Here is a 22396-nt window from a genome sequence, read left to right as displayed (position 1 = left end):
TCCCCAACAGACCCGATCCCGCCAAAAATGTTCCGTGAGCTGACTTTCACAGCTTGACGCAGGAAGTTTTTATACATAGCGTCATATTTAGACAATGCGTCATCACTGGACATGCCGATGGTACCTACGATGGTGGACGTCAATAAACCCTCCAGCGGCACCTTGAACAGGGAAGCTTCCCCGGAAGCGAAGGGCACTGGTGCAACGATCGAGTTCCAATCCGTCCGAAAGGCTTATGGATCGGTAACAGCGCTCCATGATTTTTCTTTGAACATTCATCCCGGTGAGTTTCTGACGATCCTCGGGTCGAGTGGCTCCGGGAAAACGACGGCCCTGAACGCACTTGCGGGCTTTTCCGGGGCCGACTCGGGCGACATCCTCATAGACGGCAGGTCGGTGATCGATGAACCGCCGGAGCGCCGGAACCTGGGGATGGTGTTCCAGAACTACTCCCTGTTCCCGCACATGACGGTGTTCGACAACATCGCCTTCCCCCTGCGGATGCGCCGCGCCCCGCGCCGCGAAATCACCGAACGGGTGGAGCGGGTTCTGGAGATCGTGCGGCTCGGCGCGCTTGCCAAGCGGATGCCCCGCGATCTTTCCGGCGGACAGCAACAGCGCGTGGCCTTCGCCCGTGCCATCGTGTTCGAACCGCCCGTTCTGCTGATGGACGAGCCGCTCGGCGCGCTGGACCTCAAGCTGCGCGAAGCGTTGCAGTTCGAGATCAAGGAAATCCAGCACCAGCTCGGCTGCACCGTGGTCTATGTGACCCACGATCAGCGTGAGGCGCTCGCCATGTCGTCGCGCATCGTCGTGTTGCGCGATGGCCGGATCGAGCAGGTCGGCACCCCGTCCGAAATGTACGACGCGCCGAAAAGCCGCTTCGTCGCCGGTTTCATCGGGCAGACCAATCTCCTGGCCGCCGATCTGTCGAAAACCGGATCGGTGTCCATCCCCGAACTTGGCGCCGTTTATCGGGACGCGGTGTCCCAGGCCCGTCAGGGTTCCTGGTACGCCAGCGTTCGTCCCGAAAAGCTCCAGCGCCGCCCGGCCGAAGGGTCGGATATCGCAGTGGACGTGACCGTTCAAGAGGCTGTGTTCCTCGGCGACGTGATCGAGTACAGCGCCCGCACCGCCCATGGTGCGCTCATCCACTTCCGGGAACAGCGACGCGACAGGGATCGGATCCCGGAACGCGGCGAGACCATCGGTCTCGTCCTGCGCCCCTCCGATGTTGTCCTCGTTCCGGATCTCGCCAAGACCGGTCGCTAAAGAACTGATTGGGAGTGCCGTTATGAAGAAGCTGCTGTGGAGCCTCTCCGTTGGAGCGGCGATTGTCGGCGGTGCCGGCGACGCCGCCCTGGCCCAGTCCGGCAACAAGTCGATCACGATTGCCAATTACGGCGGCGCGTGGGCGGAAACCCTGAACCGCATCTGCATCGAACCGTTCACCAAGGAGACCGGCATCACCGTCACCCAGGCGGCGACCGAGGACTCCCTTGCGCAGATCCGCGTCCAGCAGACCACCAAGAACATCCTGTGGGACATTGCGCCCACCGAGCGTTCGGGCCTGCCGGTCTCGTCCAAGAATGGCTGGCTGGAACCCATTGACTGGTCGGTGGTCGACCCGGAAAACAAACTTCCGCCGACTGCGCGCAAACAGTACGCCATCGGCGCGATCGCCTATTCCACCACAATCGGCGTGCGCACCGACAAGCTGCCGGAAGGCAAGAGCTTCGGCGGCTGGAAGGACTTCTGGGACGTCAAGAATTTCCCCGGCCCGCGCACGCTGCGCAACTCCCCGGCGGAAAACCTGGAATTCGCCCTGATCGCCGACGGCGTGAAGCCGTCCGATGTGTACACCGTGCTGCGGTCGCCGGACGGCGTCGACCGTGCGTTCAGGAAACTGGACGAGATCAAGCCGGCGATCACCGTCTGGTGGACCAGCGGCCAGCAGCCGGTCCAGCTTCTCGCCAGCGGCGAGGTCTTCTACGCGACCGCGTTCAACGGCCGCATCCAGCAGCTTCAAAAGGACAAGCTGCCGGTCAAGATCATCTGGAGCGGCGGGTCGCTGGACGTCAGCTACTACTCGATCGTGAAGGGCGCCCGCAACGTGGCCGACTCCCAGAAGTTCATGAAGTACTGCTGGAACACCCCGTCGCGTCTGGCCGAGATCGCCCGCGCCATGCCGTACTCCTCCTTCAACCCCGAGATCTACAAGATCCTCTCGGCGGACGAAGCCAAGGAACTGCCGACCAGCGCGGCGAACCTCGACGTTCAGTTCGCGCTGGATTCCGAATACTGGGCTGAAAACCTGCCGCGCATTCAGAAGCGGTGGGAAGCTTGGCGCCTGCAATGAGCGACGGCATTCCCATGCCGCGTGATGGGAAGGGGGCGACGCGCAGCAGGCGCGCGCCTCTCTCCTCCCTCTGGCTGCTTGCCCCGGCGGCCGTGCTGTTCCTCTTCGTGTTCATCCTCCCGGTGAGCGAGGTCGCGTTGTGGAGCGTGCAGGGCGAAGCCGGGCTGTCGGCGGAGCATTACGAGGCCGCACTCGGCGAGGGGCCATACCGCAGGATCCTGGTCGGGACGTTGCAGCTTTCCTTCGGTGTGGCTTTCGCCTGCATCCTGGCCGGCTATCCGGCCGCCTATTTTCTCGCATCCTGCCGGCCGCGCAACCGCACCCTGCTGCTCCTGCTCATCCTGACTCCGCTGTGGGTCAGCGTGCTGGTGCGCACCTTTGGCTGGATCGTCGTTCTCGGCCGTGAAGGGCTGGTGAACTCCATGCTGATCGGTATCGGTGCCATCGATGGCCCCCTCCAGATGCTGTACACGCGCGGAGCCGTCTACATCGCGATGGTTCAGGTTCTGCTGCCGGTCGCCATTCTGGTCATGTTCTCGACCATGACCACCATCAACCGCTCCTTATTGATGGCTTCCCGGATTCTTGGCGCATCGCCGTGGCGCGGCTTCGTCCACATCTTCCTTCCGCTGAGCGCGGGGGGAGCGATCAACGCCTGGATGCTCACCTTCGTGCTGGCTCTCGGCTTCTTCATCACCCCGGCGCTGGTCGGCGGTCCGAAGGAGACGATGATCGCGAACCTGATCGCCACGCAGATCACGCTGACCCTCGATTGGGGCCTGGGTTCGGCGCTGGGCGTGGTGTTGGTGATCGCGGGCTTTGCCGTTGTGGGTGCCATCGCCCTGCTCTTCCGGCGTGTGACAATGCTGAGCGGCCATGGAGGCTCGCGATGAAACGATCGCTCTGGGAACAGTCCGGGCGCTATCTCCTGCCGGTCTATTTCGTCGGTGTCCTGCTTTACCTGCTGCTGCCATTGCTGCTGGTCATCCCGATGTCGATCAGCGAAACACGCTATCTGAAATTTCCGCCGCAGGGCTTCACGCTCCGCTGGTATGACGAGTTCTTCGCGTCCGCCGGCTGGATCGACGCCACCCTGCGCAGTCTGCTCATCGCAGCGGCGAGTGCCGTGCTGGCCACCGCCATCGGCACCGCAGCCGCCCTCGTGCTGAGCCGGGAGGGCGGCAAGGCCGTGCGGGCGGTCGGACCGATCTTCCTTGGTCCGCAGGTGGTGCCGGTCATCATCCTGGCGCTGGGCACCCTGCTGGTCTTCAGTCGCTTCGGTCTTTATGGCTCGCTGTGGGGTGTGGTTCTGGTCCATGCCGTCCTGGCCCTGCCCTTTGTCACCACCACGGTGTCGGGGGCGCTGCGTCAGACCGGGGACACGCTGGCCCGCGCGGCCCGCGTGCTGGGGGCCAGGCCGCATGAGGCCTTCTGGTACGTCACCTTGCCGACGATCCGTCCGGCGGTGATCTCGGCCGGCGTGTTTGCCTTCTTCATCTCCTTCGATGAATTGGTCATCGCCCTGTTCGTCATGGGTCAGAACGAAACCCTGCCCATGCGCATCTGGGCGGACATGCGTCACGACCTGACGCCGGTTGTGGCCGCCGTCGCCACGCTGCTGATCGTCGTCACCTTCGCCGCCGTCTTCATGAGCGACCTGATCCAACGCCGCGCCCAACGGCGCGCGGGGTAACGGGCCGCCCGACACCGCATGCAAAACATGCGCATCCCAATGACGGCCACCGCGCTCAACGGCCCTATCACCCGGGGAAAGTGTGATGTTCTCAGATTTTCGCAGGGAAGAGCCCGATGCTCTCGCCCGACGCCTGGAGGCGATGACGCTTCCGGATTCAGTCTATGACCTGCTGCTGAATACCGCGACCCGCGTCCCGACGGCGCCCGCCTGGCGCTTCCTCGACGATGGGGTTGAGCGGAACTGGGGCGAGGTTCTGGCCAAGGTCGACACCGCCGCCGCCGCCCTCTCCGCGGTCGGCATCGGCCCGGGTGTCCACGTCGCGGTGATGTCGTGGAACCGCGAGGAATTCCCGGTCACCTGGCTGGCGCTGTCGCGCCTTCAGGCGGTGATGGTGCCGGTCAACGCGACCTACACCGCGCGCGAGGTCGAGTATGTCCTGAAGACCTCGCTCGCCGCCTACATGGTGCTGGAGGCGGAGTTCCTGCCGCATCTGGACAGGCTGGAAGCGGTGACGCTCGATCCCTCCCACGTCATCGTGATCGGCGATGCGGTGACGGACCGTCATCGCAACTGGCAGATCCTGATGGACGAGGCCCGTGGCCGCCGGGCTCCGGCGATCCCACGGTCCATGGATGCCACGCTGAACCTCCAATACACCTCGGGCACGACGGGCTTTTCCAAGGCCTGCATGCTCAGCAACGAGTATTGGCTCTGCCTCGGCATCAGCTCGACCGAGTTCTTCGCCACCGACCTCAGCCGCTTCTATGTCGGCTCCAGCTTCTTCTACATGGTGGGGCAGCGCATCCTGCTGAACGCCATGGTCAGCGGTGGCTGCGCCTTCTTCCCGCGCAAACCGGGTGCCAAGCGCTTCATGTCCGACGTGTCGGCGCTGGAATGCGATTACTGCGCCCTGTTCGAGATGGTCTACAAGCAGCCGCCGCGCCCGAGCGACGCGGACAACAGGCTGAAGATCGCCACGATCTTCGCCTTCGGTCCCGAAAGCCACGCCGACTTCCAGCGCCGTTTCAACGTGTATGGCCAGGAATATTACGGCATGACCGAAATCGGCGGCGGCAGCTACGTCCCCGCCCATCGCCTGCCGGAGATGACCGGTTCGGGAAGCTGCGGCGTGGCCGCGCCCTTCCGTGAGCTGATGGTCACGGGCGAGGACGGAAAGCCGGTTCCGACCGGCGAGACGGGCGAGCTGTGGGTTCGTGGCCGTGGCATCCTCAAGGGTTATTTCGGCAACGAGGAAGCGACGGCGGACGCCTTCACCGACGGATGGTTCCGCACGGGCGACCTTTGCCGCGTGGATTCCAAGGGCTATCACTACATCCTTGGCCGCACCAAGGACATGGTCCGCCGCATGGGCGAGAACATCGCCGCGCGCGAGGTCGAAGTGGTGCTGCGCACGCTCGACCAAATCCAGGACGCCGCCATCGTGCCGGTGCCCGACGATTACCGTGGCGAGGAGATCAAGGCCTACATCCTGCTGGCCCCCGGTGTGTCCCCGGACTCCTGCACGCCGGAATTCATCGCCGATCACTGTTCCCATCATCTCGCCGGGTTCAAGGTCCCCCGCTACTACGAGTTCCGCGACAGCTTCCCGCTGACCGACTCCCAGCGGGTCCAGAAGAAGCACCTGATTGCCGAGAAGCCCGACCTTCGCGTCGGTGCCTATGACCGGCAGGACAAGATCTGGCGCTGACGCCATCCCCACCGACCCAATCCGAAAAGGCCAGCCGGCCTTGTATGAGGACTTTTGCCATGCCCGAAATTTCTACGCGGACAGAGGGCGCGATCCGCATCCTGACCATCTCCAACGAACGCAAGCGGAATGCGTTCGAAGGGAAGATGGCGGCGGACTTCCTCCGCCTCCTGAACGAAGCGGAAAGCGATGACGCGGTGCGCGTGATCGTGGTCACCGGGGCCGGGGACATCGCCTTCTCCAGCGGCCATGACCTGAACGAGATCGCGTCCGGCGCGCACGCCGAAAGCAACCTGGGCGAGGAACCCTTCCTGCGCCCGCGCAGCCTGCACAAGCCGGTGATCGCGGCGATCAACGGCCATTGCTATGCCGCAGCCCTTATCCTGGCGGTAAACTGCGACCTGCGGGTGGCGAGCAGGAACGCGACCTTCGGTTCGCCGGGGGCACGTCTCGGCATGCTGCCCGAGGGTGGCCAGATCGGCCGTCTGCCGCGTCTGATGGCGTCGTCCCGCGCGCTGGAGCTGATGCTGACGGCAAACCCGCTGCACGCCGACGAGGCCTACCGGACCGGCTTCATCAACCGTCTGGCTGAAAAGGGCGAGGCTCTGAACGAAGCCCTCGCCCTGGCGCGCGACATTGCCAAGAACTCCCCTTCAGTGGTCGCCGCGATCAAGGCCGGGGTGATCCTGGGAGAACTCGAGGGGGTCGGGGCCGCGGCCGCCTATGAAGCGACCGTCGCCCGTCAACTGGAAAAGGAAGCCGACGCCCGTGAAGGGGTCAGCGCCTTCCTGGAAAAACGCGCTCCCGTGTTCGGTGGCGGTGAATGACGATAGGCTCAGGCGGTAACGACAGGCGCCATCGAACAGCCGGCAACCCGGAGCCTGTCCATAGAGGTCATCCGCTGACCTTCCGGATGTGAATCGGCACCCGGCATGGACCTCGAACCGATGCAGCCCACCCCTTTGAAGGACCTGTGAGGGGCTTTTCTGAAGCGGGGTACCGACCGACATCGGCCGGAACCCCGCTCCGGGAAAGAAGCTGGTATCCACAAGGGACCACAGTGCTTCTTGGCCTGCGCCGTCAACAATCGGACGACCGGTCCCGGCATGCCGCTCTCCCGCAAGGCCGCCTGATCGCCGCCAGCTGCCGGCGGAAGCCGCCCTCACGCCGATTTGTGCGCCGAAGTCGCGGCATCGTCGACGATGGACAGGCGCAGGGCATTGCGGTCGGCCTTGCCGGTGCGGCCCAGCGGCAGGTCGCCGCCGATATGGATGACGTCCGGCAGCTTGTATCGCTCCATCCTCTCCGCCGCCCAGGACAGCAGAGCGTCACGGTCCAGCACCGCGCCGGGACGCGGCACCAAAAGGACATGGATGCGCTCGCCCAGCACGGGATCGGGGACACCGGTCGCCAAGGCGGCGGCGACGTCGGGATGGCCGGCGAACAGGCGATCGATCTCCAGCGGCACGATTTTGTTGCCGCCACGGGAAATCACCTCCTTGGAGCGTCCGACCAGCTCGACGAAACCGTCGGGCCGCTGGCGGGCGAGGTCGCCGGTGCGCAAACAGCCGTCGGTGAAGGACGCGGCGGTCAGTTCCGGATTGTCGAGATAGCCGAGCATGCCGAACGGGCTGCGGATCAGCAATTCCCCCATGCCGTCCGCCTCCATGCCGTCCGGGGGGGCGGCGATGCGGTACTCAACCCCGCCGGTGGGGTGGCCGATGGAGCCGGCGCCGGCTGCCTGCTGGTCGGGGCGCAGGCAGAAATCGCAGGATCCGGTTTCGGTCAGGCCATAGAGGTCGAAGACTCCCGCCGTCGGCCACGCCGTGGCGATCCGCTGGCCCAACCCGCCGCCGAGCGGCTCGCCACCGGTGAGGATCTGGCGCAGGGCGGGCGCCTTGCCCGGCCCCTCGGCGTCGGCGAACAGCGCGCGCATCATGGTCGGCACGAAGGCGGCGGTGGTCGCCCCGTCGGCTAGCGCCGCGCGGGCCAGGGCGGGCGTGAATCTGGGCATCATGCGCAGCCGGGCGCCCGACGCCATCGCCAGCAGCCCGACCCAGATGCCGAAGATGAAGGTGATCTGCAACGGCAGCAGGACGACGGACTGCCCGGAGAAGCCCAGCATCGCCTGGAGGGCGTGGATCTTGCCGGCGAACCGCTCGTGGCCGAGCACCGCGCCCTTGGGCGTGCCGGTCGAGCCGGAGGTGAAGATGATCAGCGCCGCCCCGCGCAACAGCGGCCGGTCGGGCGGTGCCGGGCCGTCGACCGCCAGCGCTCCGGCCGCGCCGTCGACCGTCAGCCGGACGCCGGTCCGCTCCTGGATGTCGCGCCGGGTGGCATCGAGCGCGCGGGCATGGATCGGCACCGCCACGCCGCCCGCCAGCCAGACGCCGAGGAAGCTGGCGAAATCGGCGGCGGCTCCGTCGACGCGGACCAGCACCGGCTCGTCGGGCCGGATGCCGGCGGCGCGCAGCCGGTCCGCCAGGGCGGCGGCGTGCGTCGACAGGTCGGCGGCGCGCAGCCGGCGGTTCGCATCCTCGACGCAGGGATCCCGCCCGTCGCGGAAGGCGTCGAGGAGAAGGGCGGCCAGCGGCGGCATCATGCCCGGCCCTCCCCCGCTTCGGAGTCCGGCGGAAAGCGGGCGTCGCGCCAGGCGATCGCCGCCCGCAGCCCCTCGCGCCGGGCGATCTCCATGAACTGGATCTTGTCGGGGCAGCCCTCGCCCTCGATGTGCAGGTCGATGTCGAGCGCCGCCTCCAGCGCCTCGCCCATGCCCATGATCTGGAAGGTCCGGTTGATGGCGTGCTTGGTCTGGCGCATCAGCATCGGATCCACGGCGGCGACATGACGGGCCATGGCCAGGGCGGTCCGTTCCAGCGCCGCGCCGGCGACGACCCGGTTGACGATGCCGATGCGCTCGGCCCGCTCAGCCGTGATGCGGTCGGCACCGGTCATGATGATTTCCTTGGCCCGCTTGGGGCCGACGATCCAGGGCAGCAGCATCACCACGATGCCGGCGCCGAACTTCAGCTCCGGCTCGCCGAACACGGCGGTGTCGGCGGTGATGGTCATGTCGCAGGCCAGGGCCAGTTCGAAGGCGCCGGCCAGACAATGGCCGTTGACGGCGGCGATGGTCGGCTTGGGGAAATGCCAGAAGCGCATCACCGTGTCGAAATCCTTGCGCAGCGGGCCGCGCCATTGCCCGACCCCCCGGGGCTGGTTCTCCATCTGCTCCTTCAGGTCGAAGCCGGAGGAGAAGGCGCTGCCCGCCCCGGTGACGACGACGGCGCGCAGCCGGTCGTCCGCCTCCACCACGTCGAGCGCGGCATTGATCTCGCCCAGCATGGTCTGGTTCAGGGCGTTGAGGCGTTCGGGCCGGTTCAGCACCAGCCACGCGACGTCGCCGCGCGTTTCCAACCGGATGGTGTCGTAGCTCATACCGTCAGCCTTTTCGGAAGCGAGAGGGAGGAAAGCGGGAGGCCGTCAGCGCCTGCCGCCGGCGATGCGCACCGCCGCCGGGTGGGCGCGCAGCCGCAGCATGGCCAGCGTGCCGAGCGCCGGCCCGATGGCGAGGAACGCGAAGGCGTAGCGCCAGCCGACCAGTTCCACCGCGTAGGGGATCAGATGGATGCTGACCAGGGTCAGCAGGAATCCGACGCAGGTTTGCAGGGTCAGCATGGTGCCGATCAGCGAGCGGTCCGACAGCTCGGCGACCGTCGCGGAGAATTGGCCGGAATCGGCGATGACGCTGATCCCCCAGATCAGGCCGACGGCGACGATCGGCCCCGGCGGCCCGCCGAACAGGAAACCGATGCCGAGCGCGCAAGCGCCGCTGACCAGCATGGCGGCGGAGGTGACCAGCGTTCGCCCCCAGCGGTCTGCGCACCAGCCGCCGGCCAACGCCCCCAGCGCCCCCGCCCCGACGATGGCGAAGGTGGCGAGCTTCGCCGCATCGCCGGCGCCGTCCGTCATCGACAGCGCGAAGCTCTCGTTCAGGAACAGCGCCAGCCACGCCCACATGGCGTAGAGTTCCCACATGTGGCCGAGATAGCCGAGATTGGCGAGGCGCAGCGGGTAGTTGCGCCAGGCCTCCAGCGCGTTGCCCAGCCGCAGCGGCGGCGCCCGCGTCACCTGCGGGCCGATGCCGACGAAGCACACCGTCACCGCCGCCAGCAGCGCTCCGGCGGCGGCGGCGGCGTAGGGCACGCGCCAATCGACGCCGCCCAGCAGCGCCAGCAGATGCGGCGACGCCGATCCGAGGGTCAGCGCCGCGATCAGCAGCCCGATCAGCAGCCCCAGGTCGCGGTTGGCCCAGGTCGCCGCCAGCTTCATGCCGACCGGATAGACCCCGGCCATGCACAGGCCGGTGAGCAGGCGCAGGACCGGCAGCAGGGCGTCGGTCGGTTCCAGCGCCAGCACCGCCAGATTGGCCACCGCCGCCACCAGCGCGCTGGCGGCGAACAGCCGGCGCGGATCGATGCGGTCGGGCAGGCTGAGCAGGGCGCTGACCAGCGTTCCCACCACGAAGCCCGCCTGCACGCTGCTGGTCAGCAAGGCTTCGTGGAAGGGACCCAGCGTCCAGTGGGCCTTGATGTCGGCCAGCGACGCGGTCGTGGCGAACCAGACGGACATCGCCGCCACCTCGGCGATCAGCAGCAGGGTCAGGGAGACGGGCTTGCCCATCCCGCCTGTCGTGCCCTTGAGAGGAACGGCGTCCATCGGTCAGCCCCGTCCGTTCACTTGGTCGTCGCGACCAGCGGGCATTCCGAGGTCGCCAGCGGACGGAAAGCCTGATCGCCGGGAATGGTCTGCACAAGCTTGTAATAGTCGTAGGGGCCCTTCGATTCGGACGGCTTCTTCACCTCGAACAGATACATGTCATGGATGGTGCGGCCGTCGGCCCGGATGCTGCCCTTGCCGAACAGCGGGTCGTCGGTCGGCATCGCCTTCATCGCCGCGACCGTCTGGTGGCCGACACGGGCCGCCTTCTTGTCGGGCATCACCGCGACCGTCTTCATCCAATGCAGCACCGACGCGTAGGTGCCGGCCTGGTTCATCGTCGGGTAGCGGCCGTTGTTGCGCTGGACGAAGCGCTTGGTCCAGGCCCGCGTCCCCTCGTTCATGTCCCAATAGAAGGCTTCGGTCAGCAGCAGCCCCTGCGCCGTCTCCAGCCCGATCGAATGGACGTCGGTCAGGAACACCAGCAGCCCGGCCAGCTTCTGGCCGCTGCTGGTGATGCCGAACTCGGCCGCCTGCTTGACCGAGGCGACGGTGTCGCCGCCCGAGTTGGCGAGCGCGATGATCTTGGCCCGGCTGTTCTGTGCCTGAATCAGGAAGGACGAGAAGTCGGGCGTCTGGAAGGGCGTGCGGACGGCGCCCAGAACCTTGCCGCCGTTGGCCTTGATGATCTCGGCCGCATCCCGCTCCAGCGACTGGCCGAAGGCGTAGTCGGCGGTCAGGAAATACCAGCTGTCGCCGCCCTGGCCGATCACCGCCTTGGCGGTGCCGTTGGCCAGCGCCCAGGTGTCGTAGGTCCAGTGCACGTTGTTGGGCGAACAGGCCTTGCCGGTGAGATCCGACGTGCCGGCGCTGGCGATCAGGAAGACCTTGTCCTTGGCCTTGGCGATCTCCGAGACGGCGAGCGCGATCGAGGAGGTCGGCACGTCGGCCACCACGTCGACGTTCTGCTGGTCGAACCAGGACCGGGTGACGGCAGCGCCGATGTCGGTCTTGTTCTGGTGGTCGGCCGCCAGGATCTCGACGCGGAAGCCCTTGGTTTCCGGCTTGAAATCCTCCACCGCCATCCGTGCCGCTTCGACCGAGCCGATGCCGGCGATGTCGGAATAGAGGCCGGACTGGTCGTTCAGCACGCCGACGCGGAACACCGGCAGGTCCTGCGCGGCCGCGGGCAGCGCGGCGGCGATGATCGACGTGACTGTCACGGCGGCCGTTGCGAAAAGACGCATGAATTTCCTCCCATGGGTTGGCCGGTTGCGCCATTCGCTCGTCGGCGGCCGCCGCTTGGGCCGCCTTTGTCCGGGATGAAGGAAGGCGAAGGCGATGGCCATCAGATTATGTATGAACACAAACAGTTAGAAACACAAACAAACATTTGTCAAACAAATAAAGGCTTTTCTTTTAATCCCCCGTGCCATCGTCGGCTGTGCTAAGGTCGAGCCGGACGAGAGCGAAAGAGCAGACGGCATGCCAGTGGAATTCGAAACCGTCGTCACGACGAGCGCGGCCAAGCAGATCGCCGACACGCTGCGGGCGGCGATCATGGATGGCCGCCTGAAGGTCGACGAGCGCCTGCCCACCGAGGAGGAGTTGGCCCAGCGTTTCAAGGTTTCCCGCCCGACGGTGCGCGAGGCGCTGAAGCGGCTGGCAGCCCAGCATCTGATCCGCTCGCGGCGCGGCCCGACCGGCGGAAACTTCGTGGCGAGCCCGGCCCCGGAGGAGGCGGCGCGGTCGCTCGCCAACGCCACGACCCTGATGGTGGTGGTCGGCGACATCCAACTCGACGACATGGCGACCGCCCGGCTGGAGTTGGAGGGTGCCTGCTGCCGTTTGGCGGCGGTCGCGCGCACCGACGAGCATCTGGACCGGATGCGGCGGGAGTTGGCGCACCAGCGCGACGTGGCGCTGAGCGACGAGGAATTCTGCGCGTCCGATGTGCGGTTCCACCGCGCCCTGGTCGACGCCGCCGGCAATGCGCTGCTGTCCTTCCTGATGCACGCCGTGGTCGAGGCGCTTCAGCCGGTCAGCAACATGGTGATTTTCCGGGTGCGCGAGCGCCGGACCATCGTGATCTTTCACGAGCGCATTCTTCAGGCCATGGAGACCCGCGACGCCGACGCCGGCATGGCGGCTCTGGGCGATCTGGTCGCCTACATCCGCGACCGCTACCGCGAGGCGCTGGACCGGCGGGCCGAACGGACGGGGTAACGCCCGGCCCCACCGGATCAGGCGTTCCGCGCCCTGCGCCGTATCAGGCGTTGAGGTCGAGCACGACACGTCCGCGGATCTGACCGGCGAGGATGCGTTCCGCCAGAACCGGCAAATCCTCGAAGGGGTGGACCTCGTACATGGTCGCCAGATGCGCCCGGTCGAGATCGCGCGCCAGCCGTGCCCAGGCGACCGCGCGGCGGTCGGCCGGCGCCATCACCGAATCGATCCCGATCAACGCCACGCTGCGCAGGATGTGCGGCAGCACCGTACCGGGAAGATCCGCCGACCCCGCCAAACCGCAGGCTGCGACGGCACCGCCCCAGACGGTCTGGGCCAGGGCGTTGACCAGCGTCGTGCCGCCGACCGAATCCACGCCGCCGGCCCAACGCTCCTTCTGGAGCGGGGCGCCTTTCTCGGCCAGCGCGGAGCGGTCGATGAAGCCCGTGGCACCCAGGCCGCGCAGATAATCATGGGTGTCCGGGCGCCCGGTGGAGGCGGTGACCGCATAACCGCGCTTGGCGAGCAGGGCGACGGCGACCGATCCGACCCCGCCGGCGGCCCCGGTGACCAGGACCTCCGCGCCGCCGGGCTGGATGGTGCCCCATTTCTCGAGAGCCTCGACGCACAGCGACGCGGTGTAACCGGCGGTTCCGATGCCCATCGCCTCTTCCAGGGTGAAGGCGTCGGGCAGGCGGATCAGCCATTCCGGCTTGACGCGCTGGAAGCGGCTGTAGCCGCCCCATTGGGTTTCCGACAGGCCCCAGCCGTTGACGACGACGCGGTCGCCGGCTTTCCAGTCGGGCGACCGGGATTCCACCACGGTGCCGGCCAGATCGATGCCGCCGACCATCGGCAGCTTGCGGGCGATCTTGCTCTTGCCGGTGGCGGCGAGCCCGTCCTTGTAGTTGACCGTCGAATAGGAAACCTCGACCAGAACGTCGTTGTCGGGCAGATCGGCGAGGGACAGCGGCTTGAAGCCCCCCTTGGGCTTGCCGCCGGAATCCTCGATGACAAAGGCCTTGAAGCTGTCGGTCACGGTGGAATCATCCCTTCAACGAGGAAGAATGTAGGGAGCGCCAAGGAACTCGCCCGCGACGTCGCGGTTCCAGTCCAAGGCGCTCGACCATGCCGCAGGGTAGGAAGCGGGGCCCTATTTGTCAAACAAATATGTGTCTGCTTTTCGTCGCCCGGAAATGTGGGGTGCTCAACGCCCAAGGTGCCCCGATGCAACAACGTCTCGCTATGACCCATGCCCGAAGCGGCTGAACGCGACCGCGTGCGTATCGCCGTCTTGACCGACAAAGGCGGTTTCCAGCGTCACCGCCCCCTCCTGCGACGCGGACGCCACCATGGTCCGCACCGCGGCGCCCCGGCCTGCCAGCATCGGCTTCAGGAAGGTCGCCGACAGTCCGCCGCCGGACAGCCAGGCAGGACCGGCCCACCGGGTCAACGCTTCCGACAGCCAGCACACGCTGACCAGCCCCTGCACCACCAGATCGGGAAACCCCATCTCGGCAGCGACGCCGAGATCCGTGTGAAGGTTGACGAAACCGTCGCCCAGACCGGAGAACACCGCGGATTGCGCCCGGTCGACCCAGATGTGCCCCTCGGCCAGTCTCATGCCGGCCTGCGGAACCGGCGACGGACGGTCGCTGACGATCGCCCCGGCATCCCATCCGATGGTGGGACGCTGCCCCCGGCGGGTATCCGGGTCATCGGGAACGCCGGGCCGCGACCGTTCGATGATCTCGGTATTGACCTGCGAAACGTAGAGACGCCCGTCGCGACCCCGGGCTTCGCTGACGTGGCGGAAATAGCCCTTGCCGCGCTTGGTGAACTTCTCGGTGTTGCGGCCGGTGAGGATGAGCTCGGTCCCGGCGGGCACCGGCGCGTGGAAGACCGCATCCTCATGCTGGTGGAAGCCGCGGACGCGGGAGCGGTCGTACTGGGTCTGATAGAGCCACATCAGCTCCTTGAGCACCATGGCGCTGGGTGCCAGCCGCAGGCCGAACCGCTCGGTCGGTCCGAAATACCAGGGGTCGTGGCAATCCACCGCATAGCAATAGGCCTTGATCGCCCGGTCGTCGGCGACATAGCGGACGGCGGGCGCCTCCTCCGGCACGACGATGGCATCATAGGTGGGCTCCCGCAGATGCGGACCGGTCTTGAGCGAGAACAATTCGGGCAGGGAGGACCAGTCGGTCATCGGGACTCTCCGGACTTGAGCCAGGCGGCTTGATCGGGGGTGAGGCGGACGCGAAGCGCCCCCAGGGAATCACGCAGTTCGCCCAGCGTGGCCGGGCCGACAATGGGAAAGACCGGATGCGGTTGGACCAGCAGCCAGGCCAGCGCCACCTGCGCCGGGGTGACGCCCAGGCGGGCCGCCAGGTCGTGCACGCGGTCGCGGCGGGCGAAATTCGTTTCGCTGTACCAGCAGTCGACCATGACCGGATCGTCGCGCCGGTCCCGTCCCGCCCGGTCGGTGAAGAAGCCGCGGGCCTGGCTGGACCAGGCGAACAGCGGAGTCTGCGTCCTGGTCAACCAGTCCACGCTGGCATCGTCCGACGAGGCGATGCAGCCCTCCCACATCGGCGCCACCATCTCGGCGAGGCTGAAATTGTTCGACAGCAGGTCGAACCCCTGCCTGCCGTTGCGGGACGCATAGGCCTTGGCTTCCTCCATCCGCGCGATGGTCCAGTTGGACCCGCCGAACCGTCCGATGCGGCCCTCCCGGACCAGGGCGTCGAGCACGTCGACGAACTCGCCCACCGGCACCGATGGGTCGTCGCGGTGCATGAAGTACAGCTCGACATGGTCGGTCCCCAGCCGGTCCAGGGACTCCATCAGCTGGGGACGGATGGCGTCCGGACGGCAATGCGGGGTGTGGGCGCCCTTGGCGATCAGGACCACCTCCTCGCGCACGCCGCGGCTGCGCAGCCACTGGCCGAGCAGCCGGTCCACCTCCCCCTGCCCATAGACGTAGGCGGTGTCGAACATGGTGCCGCCGGCCTCGAAGAAGGCGTCGTAGACGGCGGCGGCCAGCGGAAAGGACTTGAGCGCCATGCCGCCGGTGACGATCCGCGACGCCGGCTTGCCCAGGCCGAGACCGTCGTCATAAGGCATCGCCGCATCCACCGGGCGCCGGAGCGGACGGCCGGCGGCGGTTTCCCGCCGGCCCGGGTGCTCACAGGGATAGTCGAGACCGATCGCCCGCCGCCAGTCGTCGAGCACGCGCATGGTGCCGATGCTGTCGGCCGGACCGGGCGCCGGCCAGGGGACGGCCCCGGTCGCCACCGCATCGGCGAACAGGTCGGCCTCCAGCGCGTAGAGCCAGTCCGTCGTCTCGACCTCGATGGTCTCGACCGCGCCGGAACGGCTGGTCAACAGGATGGTGCCGATGCCGCCGGTCTTGCCGGAGCAGAACCACGGGGACCGCAGCTCGATCCGTCCCGCCGTGCCGTAGATGCGCAGGGTGTTGTCCTGCACGGTGGTGATGCTGACGGCCATGTGCGCCAACAGGCCGCCGGGGAAGCGCAGCAGCGCGGTCGCCCGTTCATCCACCCCGGTCGGGCCGAGGTGCCCCTGCGCCTGGATCCCGACCGGCTCGGCGAAGGGCTTGCCGGCGGCGACCCCGGCGATCAGGCGGCACATCGAGACGCAATAGCAACCGACGTCGAGGATCGCGCCGCCGCCGAGCTGCGGATCGAAATGGCGTTTCCCGGCCGCGAAGTCGGTATGATAGCCGTAGGCCGCCTGGATCAGCGTGACCTCGCCGATGGCCCCGGATGCGATGAGGTCGATCAGCCGCCGGGTCTGCGGATGGCCGCGGTACATGAACGCTTCCATCGCGACGACGCCGGCCCGCTCCGCCGCATCGGCCACCGCCATCGCCTCCGGCGCATTCATGGCCAGCGGCTTTTCGCACAGAACATGCTTTCCGGCCTCGCAGGCCCGGATCGCCCATTCCGCGTGGCCGGGGTGCGGGGTGGCGACATAGACGGCATCGATGTCCGGATCGGACAGCAGCGCGGCATAGCCGGCATGGACGGTGACGCCGCCGAAGCTGTCGGCAAGGCCGTCGGCAGGCTGCCGGCTGGCCACGGCAACCAGCCGGCCGCGCTTGCAGGTGGCAAGCGCGTCGGCGAACTGCCGGGCGATCGCGCCGGTTCCGAGGATGCCCCAGCGCAGGAGCGGGGTGGAGGTCATCGGGCAACTCCCATCGGATGGTTCTCCAGCAGAGGTCAGGCGCGGCCGAGCAGGATGCCCCTGGGATCGACCGTGCCGCGCAGCAGGCGCAGTTCCTCATCGGTCGGCACTTCGGTCACCGGCGCGGCCTCGATGCCGTCGAGCGCAAAGCCGGTGTCTTCCGGTAGCGTTGCCCGGCCCTCTTCCCGGTGGATGCTCCTCAACCGGGCGCGGCCGCCCTCGCGGTCGAAATCGAAGATGCAGTGGGGCGTGACGATCCACTCCGGACCGCCATGCCGGAGCCCCAGCGCCGCCCGGCCGGCCAGGCCGCCGGGATAGCCGACGCCGGACACGTAATCGACCTTGTCGACGAAGGTCCGCCGCGTGTGGTGCGGCATCATGATGTATTCGCGGCCGAAGATGGTCATGTGTTCCGGCTGGAGGATCGGCCCGACCAGACGGACCTTCGGCTTGCGGTAATCGCCGATGCACACGCTGTTCAGGCAGCCGGTGCGGTCGACCTGGGCTCCGGAGCTGAAGCCGAAATCGATGTCGCCGCGCTTGAACCGGATCTGTCCGGGGTAGGTCACCGCCTGGGCGTCGCAGGGCAGGTCGCGCAGCACGGCGTCGAATTCCGAATCCGGGACGACATCCAGCATCGAAAGATCAGGATTGTGCGACCAGCCGGCCAGCAGGACGGTGAGGTTGGGGGCGTGCATCCGCCGGGCCAGCAGCATGGCGGCGAGCGGAATGGTGGTTCCGTACAGGGTCGCGGCCTCCCCGGTCACCAGACCGGTGAAGCCGACCTCGCCATCCCGGAAGCTGCGGGCGAGCTGGGCGGCGATGGTTTCGGGGATCGTCGCGGGACCGGTTCTCATAGCGCGTCGAACTCCACAAGGGCGGTGAGCCTTGCGGTTCCCAGCCGGTCCAGATAGGCCGCCTGGTCGGCGGTGCCGAACACCCAGTCGTCGAGGTAGGCGGCGAACCCCTCGGCCGAGCCGGAGGCGGCGACATAGCGTTCCATGTGGTCCCCATCGGTCAGCCAGCGGCCCAGCGTCGGCGTGGGGTGGGCGCCGCACGGCGCCTCCACCACCAGGGCCGTGCGGTAGGAGGGAAGCTGGTTCAGGGCGGAATGGCGGCGGATGAAGCTTTCCGGCACGATCCGCTCCACGGTGACGATCAGCGTGTCGCAGCTGCCGGCGACGTCGAGGTCGAGCGTCTGCGGCAGCAGCCGGTGGCTGGGCATCAGGACGTTGCCCGCCGCGTCAGCGCACAGCGCGTGGATCACCGCGACCTGCGGGGCCGCCGGGGGAACGGCATAGAGCCTGCGCCCGGTCAGCGGACAGTCGAACGGCTTGATGTCGCTGTTGTGGGTGAGAATATCGGTGCCGCCGAGATAATCGCACGGCCAGAAGCTGAAATTCTCGCGGCTGGCGCGGAAGCGGTCGAAGCTGAGCACCTCGGGATAATCGACCATGTCGAGCGTCCCGCCCTCGCAGGCGCGGCGGAAATTGCGGGCCAGCCCGTATTTCTCCAGCCCGACATAGGAGGTTTCCAGCCGCGACAGCGCGCCGGCCCCGATCAGCATGTCGGTCTCCAGTCCGCTGACCATCCCGACGAGGGTGAGGTTCCGTCGGCGCTGCCGCACCAGTTCGCGGACGAAGGCCATCGGCCGCTGGTAGTTGGCGAAACCGCCGAGTGCCAGGCGGGTGCCGTCGGGCACCAGCGCCACGGCCTCGGCCATGGTGCCGATCCTGTTACCGGGAGAGCTCATGCGCGCACCTTGTCGATCCCGACGGGCGACCGCCCGCGGCTGAGGGGATTTGATGGGAGGCGCCCTTCCCGCCGTGGCCGCCGCATCCGGCGCGGCGGGAAGGACGGGCGGCTACTTGTCCGCGAGGTTCATCGCGGCCAGCCGGGACGGGGCAAGCTTGGCCTTGCCGGCCGCCGCGTCGTAATAGTCGGCGATGTTGGTCTTGTCGATCATCGGCGCGGAGAAGGCGATCGTCTTCGGAATCGGCTTCTTCTCCAGGACCCGCACCGCCGCCTCGACCCCTTCGACGCCGAACGGATGGTAGGACATGACCATGGCGAGATCGCCGTCGTGGATCGCCTTCAGCGTTTCCGTCGCGACCCCGTCATAGCCGGTGACGAACATCTCCTTCGACCGCCCGGCCTCGCGGATCGCCTGGATGGCGCCCAGCGCCATGTCCTCGGAATGCGCATAGACCGCGTCGATCCTGGCGTTGGACTGGAGCATGTCCTCCATCCCCTTCAGCGCCTTGGCACGGTCGTAGTCGGCCATGACGCGCCCGGCGAGCTTGAATCCCGGCACCTTGTCGACCACCTCGTGCCAGCCCTTGCCGCGGTTCTGGTTGACCGTGGAGCCGGGGGAACCCTCGACCTGGATCAGGTTGCCCTTGCCGTCCAGCCGCTTGACGAAATACTCGCCCGCCGTCTTGGCCGAGGCGTAGGTATCCACGCTGAGATGCACGGTCCAGTCGACGTCGCCGACCAGGCCCGAGCTGAGCACGATGATCGGGATGCCGGCGCGGTTGGCCTCGCGGATCGCCGGGGCGACCGCTTCGGAGAAATAGGTGCTGATCAGGATCGCGTCGACCCGGCGGGTCACCAGATCCTCGATGTCGCCGACCTGCTTGGCCGGCCGGTTGGCGGCGTCCAGCACCACCGTCTCCAGCCCGAACTTCCTGGCGGTGTCGAGCACGCCCTGGCGCTGCTGGCGGATCCACTCGGTGGTGACGAAGGACTGGGAAAAGCCGATGGTCTTGCCGGCGGCGGACTGCGCGAAGGCCGGACGGGCGATCCAGGGCATGGCGAGCCCCGCGGCGCCGAGCGCACCCGCCTGGATCAGGCGCCGGCGGTCGAGGGTGACGGTCTTGTCGGTGGCCATTTCGGTTCCTCCCTTTTCTTTTGGATTTGAAGTGTCGGTGGCGTGCGTGGTCGTCCTCAGCGCTTGCGGAATTCGCTGACGATGACGGCCGCGATGATGATCAGCCCCTTCAGCAGCATCTGCGTGTAGGGCGATATGCCGAGCAGGTTCAGGATGTTGGACAGGAAGGCCAGGATCAGCACGCCGATCACCGTGCCGCGCACCGTGCCGACGCCGCCGTCGAAGGTGGTGCCGCCGATCAGGCAGGCGGCGATGGCGTCCAGCTCGTACATCTGCCCGGCATTGGGATCGCCGACGCCGAGACGGGCGGTCAGGACCATGCCGCTGATCCCGGCGAGCAGGCCGCTGACCGCATAGACCTTGATCTGGTTCAGCTTGGTGCGGATGCCCGACAGGCGGGCGGCCTCCTCGTTGGCGCCGACCGCGTAGATCTCGCGGCCGAAGATCGTGCTGCGCAACACCAGATGGCCGACCACCGCGCAGACCAGGAAGACCAGGACCGGCACCGGCACCGGGCCGAGATAGCCCGAGCCCAACGTGCCGACCGCCGCCGGCGCGCCCGACGCCACGATCGGACTGCCGTCGGAATAGATGTAGACCAGCCCGCGGGCGAAGATCATCATGCCCAGCGTGGCGATGAAGGGCTGCAGCCGGCAGACCGTGATCAGCAGTCCGTTCATGACGCCCAGCGCGACGGCGGCCAGGATCGGCAGCACCCCCCATCCGACGACGCCCCACGGCATCATCCCGGCCATCAGGACGCTCGACACCCCGACCAGGGAGCCGACCGACAGGTCGATGCCACGGTTCAGGATGACGAAGGTCATGCCGATGCTGACGATGCCGACCATGCTGGCGCCGCGCAGCACATTGAAGATGTTCTGGGTGCTGAGGAAATGGGGCGACAGGATGCTGCCGATCACCAGCAGCAGGACCAGCGCCAGGATGTTGGTCAGCGCCACCGTGTGGCGGGCGATCACCGCGCGCAGGGCGGCGGCGGGAGACTGCGGGGCGCCCATCATCAGGGCGGCTGCCTGGGGATCACTGTTGGACATGTCGGACCGTCCTCTCTTCCTGGGGGCGGCTTCGGGGAACCGCCAGTTCGATGACGGCGGTTTCGGTGGCGGTGGCGGCGGCAAGCTCGCCGCTGATGCGGCCCTCGCACATGACCATGACGCGGTCGCTGATGCCGATGACCTCCGGAAGTTCGGAGGAGATCATCAGGATCGCGCAGCCCTGTTCGGCCAGCTGGTGGATGAAGCCGTAGATTTCCCGCTTGGCGCCGACGTCGATGCCGCGGGTCGGCTCGTCGAACAGGATCACCTTGGGCTGCCTGAGCAGCCAGCGGGCGATGACGCATTTCTGCTGGTTGCCGCCGCTGAGCTGGCCGGCGGGCTGATGGATCGACGAGGTCGCGATGTTGAGCCGGCGGACGAAGTCGCTGGCCGTGCTGCGCTCCCGCCGGGCATCGACGAAAACACCGCGGGAGAACTGCGAACGGGCGGCCAGGGTGATGTTCTGCTGGACGGTCAGCGGCCGCAGGATGGAATCCCGCCGGTCCTCCGCCAGATAGGCGATGCCGCCGGCAACCGCATCGGCCGGCGCGGCATGGCGCACCGCCCTGCCCTCCAGCCGGATTTCCCCTGCGGTGGGCCGCCGGGCGCCGCACAGCACCCGGGCCAGTTCGGTGCGGCCGGCCCCGACCAGCCCGGCCAGCCCGACGATCTCGCCCCGGCGCAAGGTCAGCGACACGTCCCGGAATCCGGGACCGGACAGGTTGCTCGCCTCCAGCACGACGTCGCCGGGACGGCAGGGCCGCCGCGGCGGGAAGTGCGATCCCAGCTCCCGGCCGACCATCAGGCGGATCAACTCCGCCTTGCTGGTCTCGGCCACCCGTTTCGTCGCCACCCGGCTGCCGTCGCGCAGGACCGTCACGCGGTCGGCGACCGCCATCACCTCGTCCATATGGTGGGAAATGTAGATGAAGGCCACGTTCCGGGCGGTGAGCCGCCGCATCAGGCCGAACAGCGTCGCGACCTCGACAGGCGTCAGGCTGGCGGTCGGCTCGTCCAGCACGATCAGGCGGGCATTCTGCGTGATCGCGCGGGCAAGCTGCACCAGCTGGCGCTGCGCCACGCTCAGCCGTTCGACCGGCGTGGCGGCGGTGAAGCCGGCCCCGATGTCGCTCAGCACAGGGTCGACGGTGCGGTTGAGGGTGCGCCGGTCGAGGAAGATGCCGCCGCGCGTCGGCAACCGTCCCATGAAGACGTTCTCCGCGACGCTGAGCGGGCCGGCGACCTTCGGTTCCTGATGCATCATGGCGATGCCGAGGTCGATCGCCTCGCCGGGAGACGCGATCGGACGGTCCCGCCCGTCGACCCGGATGGTTCCGGAGGTCGGCGGGAAGGTGCCGCTGACGATGTTCATCAGCGTCGACTTGCCTGCCCCGTTCTCGCCGATCAGCGCATGGATCTCGCCGGGAAAAACGTCGAAGTCGACATCGCGCAACACGGTGGTGGGGCCGAAGCTCTTGGTGATCCCCCTGACGCTGAGCAAAGGCGCTGACTGCTCCATGCTTTCCTCCCCTTC

At 67.5% G+C, this 22396-nt stretch carries 19 protein-coding genes; 7 read left to right on the top strand and 12 right to left on the bottom strand.

All coding sequences use genetic code 11. The features are described 5' to 3' along the window. The first annotated feature begins 129 nt into the window (after positions 1-129). From ABMY26_RS10150 to ABMY26_RS10125, 6 genes are all read left to right on the top strand, one after another. A complete protein-coding gene (locus ABMY26_RS10150; RefSeq protein WP_372395574.1) occupies positions 130-1272 on the top strand; it encodes an ABC transporter ATP-binding protein in 1143 nt (380 codons plus the stop codon). Then, positions 1232-2359, top strand: coding sequence for an ABC transporter substrate-binding protein (locus tag ABMY26_RS10145; RefSeq protein WP_372395573.1), 1128 nt, complete (start codon positions 1232-1234; stop codon positions 2357-2359). The genes ABMY26_RS10150 and ABMY26_RS10145 overlap by 41 nt, the downstream gene beginning before the upstream one ends. Beyond that, positions 2356-3252 (top strand): ABC transporter permease, encoded by an 897-nt coding sequence (locus tag ABMY26_RS10140; protein WP_372395572.1) that lies wholly within the window; start codon positions 2356-2358, stop codon positions 3250-3252. Before ABMY26_RS10145 ends, ABMY26_RS10140 begins: the two co-directional genes overlap by 4 nt. Then, entirely contained in the window at positions 3249-4052 is an 804-nt protein-coding gene (locus ABMY26_RS10135; RefSeq protein WP_372395570.1) for an ABC transporter permease, read from the top strand. Before ABMY26_RS10140 ends, ABMY26_RS10135 begins: the two co-directional genes overlap by 4 nt. Before the next feature lie 85 nt (positions 4053-4137). Beyond that, positions 4138-5763: a class I adenylate-forming enzyme family protein gene (locus ABMY26_RS10130; RefSeq protein WP_372395569.1), complete on the top strand. Its 1626-nt coding sequence runs from the start codon at positions 4138-4140 to the stop codon at positions 5761-5763. Positions 5764-5822: 59 nt separating this feature from the next. Then, entirely contained in the window at positions 5823-6590 is a 768-nt protein-coding gene (locus ABMY26_RS10125) for an enoyl-CoA hydratase/isomerase family protein (RefSeq protein ID WP_372395568.1), read from the top strand. 335 nt (positions 6591-6925) lie between these two features. Here the strand turns inward: ABMY26_RS10125 and ABMY26_RS10120 are convergent, their stop codons facing one another. Genes ABMY26_RS10120 through ABMY26_RS10105 form a run of 4 tightly spaced genes read right to left on the bottom strand, consistent with a single transcriptional unit; the run spans position 6926 to position 11729 of the window. Beyond that, positions 6926-8365 (bottom strand): class I adenylate-forming enzyme family protein, encoded by a 1440-nt coding sequence (locus tag ABMY26_RS10120; RefSeq protein WP_372395567.1) that lies wholly within the window; start codon positions 8363-8365, stop codon positions 6926-6928. Beyond that, positions 8362-9201 (bottom strand): enoyl-CoA hydratase/isomerase family protein, encoded by an 840-nt coding sequence (locus ABMY26_RS10115; protein ID WP_372395566.1) that lies wholly within the window; start codon positions 9199-9201, stop codon positions 8362-8364. Before ABMY26_RS10115 ends, ABMY26_RS10120 begins: the two co-directional genes overlap by 4 nt. A 45-nt stretch (positions 9202-9246) precedes the next feature. Continuing rightward, positions 9247-10482 carry an MFS transporter gene (locus tag ABMY26_RS10110; protein WP_372395565.1) on the bottom strand — a complete coding sequence of 412 codons (1236 nt, stop codon included), beginning with the start codon at positions 10480-10482 and terminating at the stop codon, positions 9247-9249. Positions 10483-10499: 17 nt separating this feature from the next. Next, positions 10500-11729: an ABC transporter substrate-binding protein gene (locus ABMY26_RS10105; RefSeq protein ID WP_372395564.1), complete on the bottom strand. Its 1230-nt coding sequence runs from the start codon at positions 11727-11729 to the stop codon at positions 10500-10502. Positions 11730-11967: 238 nt separating this feature from the next. Between ABMY26_RS10105 and ABMY26_RS10100 the strand changes: the two genes are divergently transcribed. Next, a complete protein-coding gene (locus ABMY26_RS10100) occupies positions 11968-12708 on the top strand; it encodes a FadR/GntR family transcriptional regulator (RefSeq protein ID WP_372395563.1) in 741 nt (246 codons plus the stop codon). Positions 12709-12751: 43 nt separating this feature from the next. On the opposite strand, the gene ABMY26_RS10095 is transcribed toward ABMY26_RS10100, so the two are convergent. From ABMY26_RS10095 to ABMY26_RS10060, 8 genes are all read right to left on the bottom strand, one after another. Then, positions 12752-13747, bottom strand: coding sequence for an MDR family oxidoreductase (locus ABMY26_RS10095; protein ID WP_372395562.1), 996 nt, complete (start codon positions 13745-13747; stop codon positions 12752-12754). 204 nt (positions 13748-13951) lie between these two features. After that, a complete protein-coding gene (locus ABMY26_RS10090; protein WP_372395561.1) occupies positions 13952-14917 on the bottom strand; it encodes a hypothetical protein in 966 nt (321 codons plus the stop codon). Further along, the gene (locus ABMY26_RS10085; protein ID WP_372395560.1) at positions 14914-16917 is read right to left on the bottom strand and encodes an aldo/keto reductase; all 2004 of its coding nucleotides are present in this window, start codon (positions 16915-16917) and stop codon (positions 14914-14916) included. The genes ABMY26_RS10090 and ABMY26_RS10085 overlap by 4 nt, the downstream gene beginning before the upstream one ends. Before the next feature lie 35 nt (positions 16918-16952). Beyond that, positions 16953-17774: a hypothetical protein gene (locus ABMY26_RS10080; protein ID WP_372395559.1), complete on the bottom strand. Its 822-nt coding sequence runs from the start codon at positions 17772-17774 to the stop codon at positions 16953-16955. Further along, positions 17771-18670 carry a CoA transferase subunit A gene (locus ABMY26_RS10075; protein WP_372395558.1) on the bottom strand — a complete coding sequence of 300 codons (900 nt, stop codon included), beginning with the start codon at positions 18668-18670 and terminating at the stop codon, positions 17771-17773. The genes ABMY26_RS10080 and ABMY26_RS10075 overlap by 4 nt, the downstream gene beginning before the upstream one ends. Positions 18671-18781: 111 nt before the next feature. Further along, positions 18782-19807: a substrate-binding domain-containing protein gene (locus ABMY26_RS10070; protein ID WP_372395557.1), complete on the bottom strand. Its 1026-nt coding sequence runs from the start codon at positions 19805-19807 to the stop codon at positions 18782-18784. 56 nt (positions 19808-19863) lie between these two features. Further along, entirely contained in the window at positions 19864-20862 is a 999-nt protein-coding gene (locus ABMY26_RS10065; RefSeq protein ID WP_372395556.1) for an ABC transporter permease, read from the bottom strand. Beyond that, positions 20849-22381 (bottom strand): sugar ABC transporter ATP-binding protein, encoded by a 1533-nt coding sequence (locus ABMY26_RS10060; RefSeq protein WP_372395555.1) that lies wholly within the window; start codon positions 22379-22381, stop codon positions 20849-20851. Before ABMY26_RS10060 ends, ABMY26_RS10065 begins: the two co-directional genes overlap by 14 nt. Positions 22382-22396: the final 15 nt, after the last annotated feature.

This window comes from Azospirillum sp. HJ39, from assembly GCF_041507355.1.
Taxonomy (GTDB): Bacteria; Pseudomonadota; Alphaproteobacteria; order Azospirillales; family Azospirillaceae; genus Azospirillum; species Azospirillum thiophilum.
This window is presented reverse-complemented; position numbering and strand designations above follow the sequence as displayed.